14 protein-coding genes and 1 tRNA gene are annotated in these 12,437 nt (G+C 70.0%); 6 read left to right on the top strand and 9 right to left on the bottom strand.

The genetic code is table 11. From position 1 onward, the window contains the following. Positions 1 to 452: 452 nt before the first annotated feature. From rplL to AN216_RS11230, 7 genes are all read right to left on the bottom strand, one after another. Complete coding sequence (gene rplL / locus AN216_RS11260) at positions 453 to 839, bottom strand: 50S ribosomal protein L7/L12 (RefSeq protein ID WP_070196517.1); 387 nt, start codon at positions 837 to 839, stop codon at positions 453 to 455. Positions 840 to 926: 87 nt separating this feature from the next. Next, on the bottom strand, positions 927 to 1,490 hold the full coding sequence (gene rplJ / locus AN216_RS11255) for a 50S ribosomal protein L10 (RefSeq protein WP_070196516.1): 564 nt from the start codon (positions 1,488 to 1,490) through the stop codon (positions 927 to 929). Between the two features lie 427 nt (positions 1,491 to 1,917). Beyond that, positions 1,918 to 2,640 carry a 50S ribosomal protein L1 gene (gene rplA, locus AN216_RS11250; protein WP_070196515.1) on the bottom strand — a complete coding sequence of 241 codons (723 nt, stop codon included), beginning with the start codon at positions 2,638 to 2,640 and terminating at the stop codon, positions 1,918 to 1,920. A gap of 76 nt (positions 2,641 to 2,716) precedes the next feature. Continuing rightward, positions 2,717 to 3,154, bottom strand: coding sequence for a 50S ribosomal protein L11 (rplK, locus tag AN216_RS11245; protein ID WP_070196514.1), 438 nt, complete (start codon positions 3,152 to 3,154; stop codon positions 2,717 to 2,719). A 343-nt stretch (positions 3,155 to 3,497) separates the two neighbouring features. After that, positions 3,498 to 4,358, bottom strand: a complete 861-nt coding sequence (gene nusG, locus AN216_RS11240) for a transcription termination/antitermination protein NusG (RefSeq protein ID WP_070196513.1) — start codon at positions 4,356 to 4,358, stop codon at positions 3,498 to 3,500. Between the two features lie 83 nt (positions 4,359 to 4,441). Further along, positions 4,442 to 4,723, bottom strand: a complete 282-nt coding sequence (gene secE / locus AN216_RS11235; protein WP_070196512.1) for a preprotein translocase subunit SecE — start codon at positions 4,721 to 4,723, stop codon at positions 4,442 to 4,444. Positions 4,724 to 4,829: 106 nt separating this feature from the next. Continuing rightward, positions 4,830 to 4,902, bottom strand: a tRNA-Trp gene (locus AN216_RS11230). A 226-nt stretch (positions 4,903 to 5,128) separates the two neighbouring features. Here AN216_RS11230 and AN216_RS11225 point away from each other — a divergent pair. From AN216_RS11225 to AN216_RS11200, 6 genes are all read left to right on the top strand, one after another. Then, on the top strand, positions 5,129 to 6,367 hold the full coding sequence (locus AN216_RS11225) for a pyridoxal phosphate-dependent aminotransferase (protein WP_070196511.1): 1,239 nt from the start codon (positions 5,129 to 5,131) through the stop codon (positions 6,365 to 6,367). A gap of 83 nt (positions 6,368 to 6,450) precedes the next feature. Beyond that, complete coding sequence (locus tag AN216_RS11220; protein WP_079166488.1) at positions 6,451 to 7,551, top strand: adenosine deaminase; 1,101 nt, start codon at positions 6,451 to 6,453, stop codon at positions 7,549 to 7,551. A 221-nt stretch (positions 7,552 to 7,772) separates the two neighbouring features. Then, a complete protein-coding gene (locus tag AN216_RS11215) occupies positions 7,773 to 8,414 on the top strand; it encodes an NAD(P)-dependent oxidoreductase (protein ID WP_070196510.1) in 642 nt (213 codons plus the stop codon). Positions 8,415 to 8,848: 434 nt separating this feature from the next. Further along, positions 8,849 to 9,082 (top strand): hypothetical protein, encoded by a 234-nt coding sequence (locus AN216_RS31040; protein WP_070196509.1) that lies wholly within the window; start codon positions 8,849 to 8,851, stop codon positions 9,080 to 9,082. Between the two features lie 254 nt (positions 9,083 to 9,336). Then, on the top strand, positions 9,337 to 10,074 hold the full coding sequence (locus AN216_RS11205; protein WP_070196508.1) for a class I SAM-dependent methyltransferase: 738 nt from the start codon (positions 9,337 to 9,339) through the stop codon (positions 10,072 to 10,074). Between the two features lie 128 nt (positions 10,075 to 10,202). Continuing rightward, positions 10,203 to 10,790 (top strand): class I SAM-dependent methyltransferase, encoded by a 588-nt coding sequence (locus tag AN216_RS11200; RefSeq protein ID WP_070196507.1) that lies wholly within the window; start codon positions 10,203 to 10,205, stop codon positions 10,788 to 10,790. Positions 10,791 to 10,841: 51 nt separating this feature from the next. On the opposite strand, the gene AN216_RS11195 is transcribed toward AN216_RS11200, so the two are convergent. After that, a complete protein-coding gene (locus AN216_RS11195) occupies positions 10,842 to 11,897 on the bottom strand; it encodes a UDP-N-acetylmuramate dehydrogenase (protein ID WP_070196506.1) in 1,056 nt (351 codons plus the stop codon). 103 nt (positions 11,898 to 12,000) lie between these two features. Further along, complete coding sequence (locus AN216_RS11190; protein ID WP_070196505.1) at positions 12,001 to 12,435, bottom strand: MaoC family dehydratase; 435 nt, start codon at positions 12,433 to 12,435, stop codon at positions 12,001 to 12,003. Positions 12,436 to 12,437 lie beyond the last annotated feature (2 nt).

Raw genomic sequence — 12,437 nt, 5'->3', positions numbered from 1 at the left:
TGATGTCCAGAGCGGCATTTCGGAGACTGGCCAGTGCCACTCTCCCCCTCTCCATCTGCTGCTTATGACAGGCCACACACGGGTTGTGCGGCGAGCGCATATCGATGCTTCCCGCTTCGTCTTCGATCCATGCCTCGGATTCGGATCGGCGTGACGACGCGTCCCGAGAATTACGCGCTGCGTGCCATTCGTCAAGGCCCCCGGGACCGCGAAGATCACGATACCTACCCATATCCGCCGAGCAAGGACGCCGCGTCTGCCATGCCGAAGGGCGATCACCCGGTTGGGTGATCGCCCTTCGGCTTACTCGGCGTCCTCACCGGGACCGGATGGCACCGGAGCGGACGGCCGTACGGCTGTACTCCGACGAGCGTCCGGAGCCAGTGCCGCCGATTCCGCGGCACCGGCGCCCGAACGGATCGCCGGCTCGGGGCCATGAGCGGCCCCTGGGATCACTTGACCTCGACGGTGGCGCCGGCGCCCTCGAGGGACTCCTTCGCCTTGTCCGCGGCCTCCTTGGTGACCTTCTCCAGCAGCGCCTTCGGAGTGCCGTCCACGAGCTCCTTGGCCTCCTTCAGACCCAGCGAGGTCAGCTCCCGCACGACCTTGATGACCTGGATCTTCTTGTCGCCGGCGCCGGCGAGGATGACGTCGAACTCGTCCTGCTCGGGCTCTTCCTCGACGGGGGCACCGCCACCCACGGGGGCGACGACGGCGGCGGCCGGGGCGGCGGCCTCGACGTCGAACTTCTCCTCGAACTTCTTCACGAAGTCCGAGAGCTCGATGAGGGTCATCTCTTCGAACTGCGCGAGCAGGTCGTCCTGGCTGAGCTTCGCCATGGTGGCTGTCCTTCCACTAAATCGGCTGGTGCCGGATGTACGTATCGGCGGGCGGTGTCGGTCTGCCCGCTGTGACCGAGAACGTCGTTACTCGGCCTCGGCGGGAGCCGGCGTGCCGGCACCCCCCTGCTCGACCTTGTCGCGAAGGGCGTCCGCGGTGCGGACCATCTTCGTGAGCGGGGCCTGGAAGGTCGCCGCGGCCTTGGCCATGGACGCCTTCATGCCACCGGCCAGCTTGGCGAGCAGCACCTCACGGGACTCGAGGTCCGCGAGCTTGTTGATGTCGGCGGCGGACATCGGGTTGCCGTCGACGATGCCACCCTTGATCACAAGGGCGGGGTGATCCTTCGCGAAGTCACGCAGGCCCTTCGCCGCCTCGACCGGGTCCCCCGTCACGAAGGCGACGGCCGACGAACCCTGGAAGAAGTCGTCGAGCTCGTCGAACCCGGCCTCCTTGGCCGCGATCTTGGTCAGCGTGTTCTTCACCACGCGGTACTGAGCGTCCTCACCGAGAGAACCCCGCAGCTTCCTCAGCTGCGCCACGGTGAGACCGGTGTACGCGGTCACGACAGCGGCGTTGGAGTCACGAAACTTGTTCGTCATCTCCTCGACGGCTGCGATCTTGTCGGGCGCGACCTGCTCCCTTGCCATGAGCCTCGGCCTCCTTCCGGCTATCCGGACCGCTCGGAAGGGGCTGGACAGACGAAACGCCCCGGCGCAGGCGCTCGGGGCGAAGCTCAACCGATCACGCGACACGCGCCGTCTCGGGAGCTCATCCAGTCACACCTGCGCAGGTCGCCCGCAGCTAGCGGTCCTTCGCCCGACGCCCCCAGGCTGGGAAGACGTCGGAAACCAGCGGTCTTTGGCTTCTCGGTGAGCTTACGCGAACTGTGCCACGAGCGGCAAATGCGGCCCGGACCCAGCCGAGCCAGTCACCGGGCCACCCGCACGGCCGGCTTCGGCGTGTCCGCGCGATCGGCCGCGCGGACACGCCGAAGGGCCGGGCCCGCGCCGCGAAGGCACGAACCCGGCCCTGCTGCCGGGTGAGGCCGGCCGGTGACGGCGGCGTTCGTACGCCTCAGGCCGCTGCCGGGTCCTCCTCCGTGAGGAGGTTCCGGGTGCGGTTGCCGTCCATCGGGATGCCCGGCCCCATCGTGGTGCTGAGCGTCGCCTTCCGGACGTAACGCCCCTTCGCCGCGGCCGGCTTCAGCCGCAGCACCTCCTCGATCGCCGCGGCGTAGTTCTCCACGAGCAGCTGCTCGTCGAACGACGTCTTGCCGATGATGAAGTGCAGGTTCGCGTGCTTGTCGACACGGAACTCGATCTTTCCGCCCTTGATGTCCGTGACGGCCTTCGACACGTCGGGCGTCACGGTGCCGGTCTTCGGGTTCGGCATCAGGCCGCGCGGACCGAGCACCCGGCCCAGCCGGCCGACCTTGCCCATCAGGTCCGGGGCGGCGACGACCGCGTCGAAGTCCAGCCGGCCCTTGGCGACCTCCTCGATCAGCTCGTCGGAGCCGACGATGTCGGCCCCGGCGGCTTCCGCTGCCGCAGCACGGTCACCGGTCGCGAAGACCAGGACCCGGGCGGTCTTACCGGTGCCGTGCGGAAGGTTCACGGTGCCGCGGACCATCTGGTCCGCCTTGCGCGGGTCGACGCCCAGCCGCAAGGCGACCTCGACGGTCGCGTCGAACGAGGTGGGGGAAGTCTCCTTGGCCAGTCGGACCGCCTCGAGCGGGGCGTAGAGCTTGGCCCGGTCGACCTTGGCGTCCGCACTGCGGAGGTTCTTGCTGCGCTTCACTGCTGCTCCTGCTGTTCGATAAGGGGAGTCGTGGTCCGGGCCAGCGCTCGGCCCCGCCACTGGTGGCGAGCTGGGTTCAGCTCTCGATGGTGACGCCCATGGAGCGAGCCGTGCCGGCGATGATCTTCTCCGCGGCGTCCATGTTGTTGGCGTTCAGGTCCGGCATCTTGGTCGTCGCGATCTCGCGGACCTGGTCGTTGGTGATCTTGCCGACCTTGGTGACGTGCGGCTGACCGGAGCCCTTCTCCAGGCCAGCGGCCTTCAGGATCATCTTGGCCGCCGGCGGCGTCTTGGTGATGAAGGTGAAGGAACGGTCCTCGTAGACCGTGATCTCCACCGGGATCACCCAGCCACGCTGCGACTCGGTCGCGGCGTTGTAGGCCTTGCAGAACTCCATGATGTTGACGCCGTGCTGGCCCAACGCCGGACCGACCGGCGGGGCCGGGTTGGCGGCGCCGGCCTGGATCTGGAGCTTGATCAGCCCCGCGACCTTCTTCTTCTTCTTGGGAGGCATGCTCTCTCCGGGTCTTGTGAGAGGTGATTCGGCCTCCGGCTCCGACGGCGGCGAACGTCAGTCGGGTGGAGGCATACCGCACCACGATAGCCCGTACCGCTGCCCGTGCCGAAATCGGCCTGTGGATGACGGACGAAGCTCTACCGACGATCGGCGCTCCAGGGTGGCCCGCCGCATGCGGTGCGCAAGGGGGGTGTCCGCGCGGAAGACCTTCCACCGGGCGAAGGGGCCGGATGCGGCCACGCCGGACAACGACAGGGGGCGGCGGACAACGAAGAAAAGGGCCTCGCCCGCGGTCTCCCGCCGGCGAGGCCTCTCCGAATCGCGCGGAGGCTGGCGCCCGTCAGTTCTTCTGGATCTGGTCGAAACTCAGCTCCACCGGGGTTTCCCGGCCGAAGATCTCGACGAGCCCCTTGACCTTCTTCGAGTCGGCGTTGATCTCGTTGATCGTGGCCTGCAGGGTGGCGAACGGACCATCCGTCACCGTGACCGCGTCCCCCACCTCGAAGTCCAGCACCTGGACCTCGACCTTCTTGCCTCCGCCACCGGCCGGCTTGCCCTCCTCGTCGGCGGTGGCGGCCTTCGCGGCCTTCTCCTCCGCCTCCGGGGCGAGCATCTTGACGATCTCGTCCAGCGTGAGCGGGTACGGGTCGTAGGCGTTGCCCACGAAGCCGGTGACGCCCGGGGTGTTCCGGACGGCGCCCCAGGACTCGTTCGTCAGGTCCATCCGCACCAGAACGTATCCGGGGAGCTTGTTCTGCCGGACCGTACGACGGTCGCCGTTCTTGATCTGCACGACCTCTTCCTGCGGCACCTCGGCCTGGAAGATGAAGTCCTCGACGTTCAGGGAGACCGCACGCTGCTCGAGGTTGGTCTTGACCCGGTTCTCGTATCCCGCGTAGGTGTGGATGACGTACCAGTCGCCGGGCAGGAAGCGCAGTTCGTCCCGGAGCGCGGCCACCGGGTCGGTGGTCTCCTGCGCCGCTTCGGCGTCAGTGGCCTCCCCGAGGGCTACGGCGTCCTCGTCGGTCTCCGCGACCTGGCCACCCTCCTCGCGGACGGCGGCCGACTCCGCGGGCTCGCCTCCGACAGCGTCGGCAGCCGCGGCCCGGTCGACACTGTCGTCCGCCGCCTCGACGATGTCCTGCGCGGTGTCATCGCCCGCTTCGGGCTCGACGGCGTCGTTCGGGTTCGGGTCAGACACGTGACTGCTTCTTCCTGGCTTGTGGGTCGAACAGGCGGTGGCAGTGCGTCGTACTTGGTTCCCTCACAGCCACCGCGGAGGGTTCAGCCGAAGACGGCTTTCACCGCTTCGGTGAATCCGTAGTCAAGCACGGTCACAATGCCGATCATGATGACAACGAAGATGATCACCACGGTGGCGTACGTCGACAGCTGGTTCCGTGAGGGCCAGACGACCTTGCGCAGCTCCGCGACGATCTGCCGATAGAAGCGCGCGAGCCGCCCGAAGAGGCCCACCTTGCCTCGCTTGCCTCCGCGCCGGGGCTTCTTGTCGTCCGACGACCCTCCGGGCTCGGGGACCTCGATGGAGTCCGTGATCTCCGTCACTCGTCCTCACCTGATCCGGGTCGTTGCCATGCGGCGTCCGGCCCGGCCGCACAGCGGTGCATTTCAGTACGTACGCAAGCACACACCATATCGGTGATGTGTGTAGCAGGGCCGGAGGGACTTGAACCCCCAACCGCTGGTTTTGGAGACCAGTGCTCTTCCAATTGAGCTACGACCCTTTGTCTGTGCCCTCAACCTACCGTATCCGCACGGGCGCTTGGCGCACAGCGTCCAGCTGCCGAAGCGCCCAGCTACTCGAAGTGCGCAGCACGGAGCCGGTGGTGAGGAGCGACTCCGTAGGAGTGTACGTGCTCCGCGCGCCGCCGTCGAACGAACGGTTCCGCCCGCGGGTGGCAGAGCCGTCACCCGGTGCGGTCCGGGTCACGGGTCTGGGACTATGCCCCTATGACCGCTGCTACGTCACCCGCTCAGCCCCCGACCGAACGACGCGTGTCCGGCCGTGTCGGATCGATCTCCGAGTCGGCGACCCTCGCCGTCGACGCCAAGGCCAAGGCGCTGAAGGCCGCCGGCCGTCCGGTGATCGGTTTCGGCGCGGGCGAACCGGACTTCCCCACTCCCGACTACATCGTCGACGCCGCGGTCGCGGCCTGCCGCGACCCGAAGCAGCACCGGTACTCCCCCGCCGGTGGTCAGCCCGAACTGCGCGCGGCGATCGCCGAGAAGACCCTGCGCGACTCCGGATACCAGGTGGACGCGGCGAACGTACTGGTCACCAACGGCGGCAAGCAGGCCATCTACGAGTCCTTCGCCGCCATCCTGGACCCCGGCGACGAGGTCATCGTCCCGGCGCCGTACTGGACCACCTATCCGGAGTCGATCCGGCTCGCGGGCGGCGTGCCCGTCCCGGTGACGGCCGACGAGACCACCGGATACCAGGTCAGCGTGGAGCAGCTGGAGGCCGCGCGCACCGAGCGTACGAAGGTGCTGCTGTTCGTCTCGCCGTCGAACCCGACCGGCGCGGTCTACGACCGGGAGCAGATCGAGCGGATCGGCCGCTGGGCGCTGGAGCACGACCTGTGGGTGCTCACCGACGAGATCTACGAACACCTGGTCTACGGCGACACCGAGTTCCACTCCCTCCCGGTGGCGGTGCCGGAGCTCCGGGAGCGGTGCGTCGTGGTGAACGGCGTGGCGAAAACGTACGCCATGACCGGCTGGCGGGTGGGCTGGGCGATCGGCCCGCAGGACGTGATCAAGGCGGCGACCAACCTCCAGTCACACGCCACGTCCAACGTCAGCAACGTCTCGCAGGCGGCGGCGCTGGCCGCGGTCTCCGGTGACCTGGAGGCGGTCGCCCGGATGCGGACGGCCTTCGACCGCCGGCGGCGTACGATCGTGCGGATGCTGGCCGAGATCGACGGCGTCGTCTGCCCGGAGCCCGCGGGTGCCTTCTACGCCTACCCCTCGGTCAGGGGGGTGCTTGGCAAGGAGATCCGCGGGCGACGTCCGGCCACCTCGGTGGAGTTGGCGGAGCTGATCCTGGAGGAGGCCGAGGTCGCGGTCGTTCCCGGGGAGGCGTTCGGCACGCCGGGCTATCTGCGGCTGTCCTACGCGCTGGGTGACGAGGACCTCGTGGAGGGCATCTCCCGCATGCAGAAGCTGCTGGCCGAAGCCCGGGACTGAGTCCCGCCGGCCGGGCCGGAGCCGGCGCCGGGCGGGCGCAAGAGCAGCGACAGCACATCAGGATCGGAAGGATCGGAGGTTCGATGGGGACGGTTCGCGATATCCGGCGGCTGCCCAAGGCACATCTGCACCTGCACTTCACCGGCTCCATGCGGCCCGGCACCCTGCTGGAACTCGCCGACAAGTACGGCGTACACCTGCCGGACGCGCTCAGCGGCGGGGAGCCGCCGAAGCTTAGCGCGACGGACGAGCGTGGTTGGTTCCGCTTCCAGCGGCTGTACGACATGGCCCGGTCCTGCCTGCGGGAGCCGGAGGACATCCAGCGGCTGGTGCGGGAAGCCGCCGAGGAGGACGTACGAGACGGCTCTCGGTGGCTGGAGATCCAGGTCGACCCCACCTCGTACGCACCGCGGCTGGGCGGCCTGATACCAGCGCTGGAGATCATCCTGGACGCGGTGGACCGTGCCCGCGGGGACACCGGGCTGGGCATCCAGGTGCTGGTGGCCGCGAACCGGATGAAGCACCCGCTGGACGCCCGTACGCTCGCCCGGCTCGCGGTGCGCTACAAGCACCGGGGGATCGTGGGCTTCGGCCTGTCGAACGACGAACGTCGGGGATTCGCCCGGGACTTCGACCGCGCCTTCGCGATCGCCCGGGAGGGCGGACTGTTGGCGGCGCCACACGGCGGCGAGCTCAGCGGCCCCTCCAGCGTCCGGGACTGCCTGGACGACCTGCGGGCGGTCCGCGTGGGACACGGGGTGCGAGCCGCGGAGGACGGCCGGCTGCTGACCCAGTTGGCCGAGCGCGGGGTGACCTGCGAGGTGTGCCCGGCATCGAACATCGCCCTGGGGGTCTACAAGCGTCAGGAGGACGTGCCGCTGCGGACGTTGTGGGACGCCGGTGTGCCGATGGCGCTCGGCGCTGACGACCCGCTGCTGTTCGGTTCACGACTGGCGGCACAGTACGAGATCGCCCGCTCCGTGCACGGCTTCACGGACGAGGAACTGGCCGAGTTGGCGCGACAGTCGGTACGCGGTTCGGCCGCGCCGGCTGAGGAGCGAGACCGGCTGCTGGCGGACGTTGACCGGTGGCTGGCGGCGGACGGCCCAGGCGGCTCGGACGATGCGGACGGCCTGACCGTGTCGAGCGGCGTGCGCGGGCGGAACGGCTCACCGGCCGGCTGAGTCTCCGACCGGCTGGGGCCGATCGAGTGGGTCCGGCCGGCTGGATGCCCGGCCACGGCACGCGCGCCGGCAGGCGCACGCTCCGCCCGGGGCCGGTCCGCGCCCGTCTCACCCACCGCCCGCGAGGAACGTACGGGCCAGCCCCGTCACGAACTCCTCGCGCGTCTGGTTCGGCTGCACTCACTCACCCGCGAGCAGCGGCATGCCACAAGGGGGAAGCGATGCGACTCACCGTCCTCGGCGCCAGCGGAGGCACCGGCCAACAGCTGGTGCGGCAGGCCCTGGAGCACGGTCATCAGGTCACGGCCGTGCTGCGGGACCCGGCACGACTGCCGTTGGAGCACGAGCAACTCACCCTGAGCACCAGCGATATGACGGACCCGGACGCCCTGCGGGACGTGGTGGCCGGCCGGGACGCGGTGCTGTCCGCGCTGGGTGCGAGCGGCAATAAGCAGGCGGCCGCCCTTCCCATCGCCTCCACCGGGATACGGGCGGCGCTGACCGCCATGGACGCCACCGGCGTACGCCGACTGGTCGCGGTCAGCGCGGCGCCCGTCGGGCCCACCCCGCGATCGGAGACCCTAACCGGTCGCGTGCTCTTCCGGACACTCCGTCGCGTCTTCCACGGGGTGTACGCGGACCTGGCGCGGATGGAGGAGGAACTCCGCGACAGCTCCACGGAGTGGACGGTGTTGCGCCCGCCACGGCTGCTCGACAAGCCGTTGACCGGCCGGTACGCGCGGGTCCCCGGGGGTGCGGTGCCACGCCGGCACCAGATCTCGCGGGCGGATCTCGCTCACGCGATGCTCGCCACGCTGGACGACTCCGGGACCGTACGGAAGGTGCTGGGAGTCGCGTCCTGACGAGCCTGCTCGAGCTCCTCGGCCTGGAGTCGGCACCGACTCCGGCTCCCCGACCTGCCCGGTGGGCCGCGGCCCCGCCTGCCCCGGTCCCCGAGGAGACGGCGTGAGCTTCCTCGTCCTGGGCGCCCTCCTGGCCGCCGGCGGCTACCTACTCCAGGCCAGTGGCCAGCCCCTCGACCCCGATGCCGGACGGCACGAGAGCCGGCACGCCTGATGGGCCACCCCGCCCACGACGGTGGACACGACGCGAGCAGCGGCCACAGCATCGACCCGGAGTGGGTGCTACCCGCGCTTGTGCTGGTGGCCGCTGCCGGCACCTACCTGCTCCTCGTCCGCCGAGCCCGCCGCCGCAATCCGGCCCTGGGTTGGAGCCGGTGGCGGACGGCCGCCTTCCTGACCGGCCTCGTCCTACTCGGCGCACCCTCCTGCCGCCCGTGGCTCCCTTCGCGCACCAGGACTTCCGCGGCCACACGGCCCAACACGTGCTTATCGGCATGTACGCGCCCTCGCGCTCGTCTGGCCGCGGGCGGGCCGAGATCATGTACTACGCCGGCGACATCGCCGAACTACTCCTGGCCGCCGCCCTGGTCGCCACCTGGCGCCCCGAGCCCCGCCGGGCGACCGCCCCCGAGCCCGCCACGCCCCGGGAAGCAACGACGACCGCCTGACACGCCCATCCCGCGTGCCGCCGACCGAGGAACCAACCCAGGAAACGACTCACGGGTACGCCTTGCCCGGCACGAGCAGAGTGATCAGCCCACCGGGCGACGAGCGCCAAGGGCTGTCCTGTCACGGGTGTCGCCCCGGGCCCCGGAACGGGAGCCGGGGCCCGGAACGGCGGCGGAGGCCTCAACGACGGGGATCTCGGCGGCGTACGACAAAGTCGGTTGCCCGTGTCGGTGGCCGCTGGAACTCTTCATCAATGACCGACGACACATCCGCACCGCACTGGGAACAGGTCGCCGAGGAATGGACGACCTGGGCGCGCACCCCCGGCCACGACGTCTTCTGGGACTTCCGGACCGCCTTCCGGGACTTCCTCCCCGCTCCCGGCGACCACACCCTGGAACTGGGCTGCGGCGAGGGACGCATCTCCCGGGAACTCACCGACCTGGGACACCGCGTGACGGCCAGCGACCTCTCGCCAAGCCTGCTGCACGCTGCCGAACGGAGCGACTCCGCGGCGGAGTACCACCTCGCCGACGCCACCGCGCTGCCCTTCCCGGACGGTGGCTTCGACCGGGTGGTGGCGTACAACATGCTGATGGACGTGCCGGACATGCCGGCGGCCGTACGGGAGGCGGCTCGGGTGCTGAGCCCGAGCGGCGTGCTGACGCTCTCGGTGGTGCATCCGTTCTTCGACCGGGGACGCTTCACCACGCAATCCCCGGACGCGGACCTCGTGATCTCCGGCGAGCTGGACTACCACGCGAGCCGCGAGTTCCGTGGCACCGAGACCCGCGACGGGCTCACCATGCGCTTCCACGGCTGGAGCCACTCGCTGGGGACGTACACCGACGCGCTGTACCGAGCCGGCTTCACGATCACCGAGCTACGGGAGCCGCGGCCTGCCGCCGATCCGGAGACGGCTCCGGGCAGGCGAACCAGATGGCAGAGGCTGCCACTGTTTCTGTGGATCAACGCGCGAAAGGGGGCCTAGCGACAGCGGCTCCGCGGAGACAACAGCTTGTCCGATCCGGGCAGTTGACCTGAAGCAGTGTTTAACTCATAGCTTCGTGCCATCAGCCCGGACGGCGGCGGCACACCGCACGACGAGAGGACAGCGCCATGAGTCGCAACAGCTACGACAGCTTCGACGAGACCTACCGGGAGGGCACCCCGCCATGGGAGACCTCGGCACCGCAGCCGGCGGTGGTCGGGCTCGCCGAGCGGGGTATGTTCACCGGCCGGGTGCTGGACGTGGCCTGCGGGACCGGGGAGAACAGCCTGCACCTGACCTCCCGGGGGCACGCCGTGCTCGGCGTCGACGGCTCCGAAACCGCGCTCGCGCAGGCCCGCGATAAGGCGGAGCAGCGCGGCCTGACGGCGGAGTTCGAACTGGCGGACGCGTTCGACCTCGCCGGGCTGGGACGTACCTTCGACACCGTCCTCGACTCGGCCTTCCTGCACATCCCGGGGAACTCCGCCGAGGATCGGCTCGCCTACACCCGTCAACTGGCGCAGGTGCTGGAGTCCTCCGGATGGGTGCACTTGTTGCAGATCAGCGAATACTCCGATGAGCACCCGAGTCTCACTCGCGCCCAGATCGTCGAAGCCTTCGACGACGACTGGAGCAGCATGCGGATCGACCCGTCGACCTACGCCGTCACGACCGGCGAGGTCCCGGCGTGGCTGGTCAGCGTGCGGCGCCGGTAGGCCCACGGCGCGCCGGATCGCCGCACAGGTCACGCGTCCCCGCCGCGAGCGTCACAACGCGCAGCCCACCGTCACCGGCTCGTTGACCAGGGTCACCCCGAAGGCGTGCCGTACCCCTTCCCGTACCTCACGGGCCAGTGTCAGCAGGTCCTCCGTACTGGCGCTGCCCCGGTTCGTCAGCGCGAGGGTGTGCTTGCCCGAGATACGGGCCGGGCCGTCGCCGTAGCCCTTGGTGAAACCCGCACGGTCGATGAGCCAGGCGGCGGAGGTCTTGGTCCGGCCCTCCCCGGCGGCGTACGCCGGTGGCGCGACATCCGGGCCCAGCCGCTCGGCGACCCGGGCGAGGAACGCCGCGTGCTCGGCCTCGGTGAGCAGCGGATTGGTGAAGAAGGAGCCAGCCGACCAGGTGTCGTGGTCCTCCGGGTCGAGCACCATGCCCTTGCCCGCCCGCAGCTTCAGCACCGTCTCCCGGGCCTCGGCCAGCGGGACGCGTTCGCCCGGGCGCACGCCGAGCGCCCGGGCCGTCTCGGCGTACCTCACCGGGCCGGACAGCCCGCCCGCGTCGTCCAGCGCGAAGCGGACCCGGAGGACGACGAAGCGATCAGGGTCCGCCTTGAAGCGGCTGTGCCGGTAGGCGAAGCCGCACTCGTCCCGTGGGACGGTCACCGTCCGCCGCAGGCGGCGATCGTAGGCCACCACCTCGGTAAGGGTGCTCGCCACCTCCTGGCCGTACGCTCCGACGTTCTGGATCGGCGTCGCACCTGCCGAGCCGGGGATGCCGGCCAGGCATTCGACACCGGCGAGCCCGGCCTGGACCGTACGCTCCACCACGGCGGACCAGTTCTCCCCCGCGGCCAGCTCAAGCTGGGCGCCGTCCAGCCGGAAGCCGGTGGTGGCGACGCGCAGGGCGGTGCCGCGGAACCCCTTGTCGGCGATGACGAGGTTACTGCCACCACCGATGACAAGCAGCGGTTCGCCGGCGTCGTCCGCCTCTCGTACGGCGGCGACGACCTCCTCGTCCGTGGTGGCCGTCCGCAGACGGTCGGCGGGGCCGCCAAGACGAAGGGTGGTCAACGGGGCCAGCGGCGCTTCGTAGAGTTCCTGCACGCGCTCCAGCGTACGAGAAGGGCCCGGCGGCTTCGGCTCGCGCCTCCCGTGGGGCCGCCTTCGACGGGACCGGTTCCCGGCTGGCCAGCCCGGGCCCTGCCGGTCAGGCCAGGGCCACCACGGCACGGGCACGACCGAGGACCTTCTGCCCGTCGCTCATCGCGGTCAGGTCCACGCGTACCGTACGGGCTGCCTCGTCCACCACCGCGGCGACCTGCGCGGTGACGTCGATCCGGGCACCCTGGTCATCGTCCGGCACGATCACCTGCCGGGAGAACTGAACGCCGTAGTCCACCACCGCGGCCGGGTCACCGACCCAGTCGGTGACCACGCGCGCGGCCTCGGCCATGGTGAACATGCCGTGCGCGATCACGTTCTCCAGGCCGACCTCGCGGGCGAATCGCTCGTTCCAGTGAATCGGGTTGAAGTCCCCGGAGGCGCCGGCGTAGCGCACCAGGGTGGCCCGGGTCGCGGCGAACGACTGGGGTGGCAGTTCCGTGCCGACCTCGGTCTCGGCGAAGGCGATCTTCGCGGCCATCC

It is taken from the genome of Streptomyces oceani (genome assembly GCF_001751245.1).
GTDB classification, from domain to species: domain Bacteria; phylum Actinomycetota; class Actinomycetes; order Streptomycetales; family Streptomycetaceae; genus Streptomyces; species Streptomyces oceani.
Note: the sequence above shows the minus strand (reverse complement) of the source record. Positions and strands in the feature narration are given on the sequence as shown.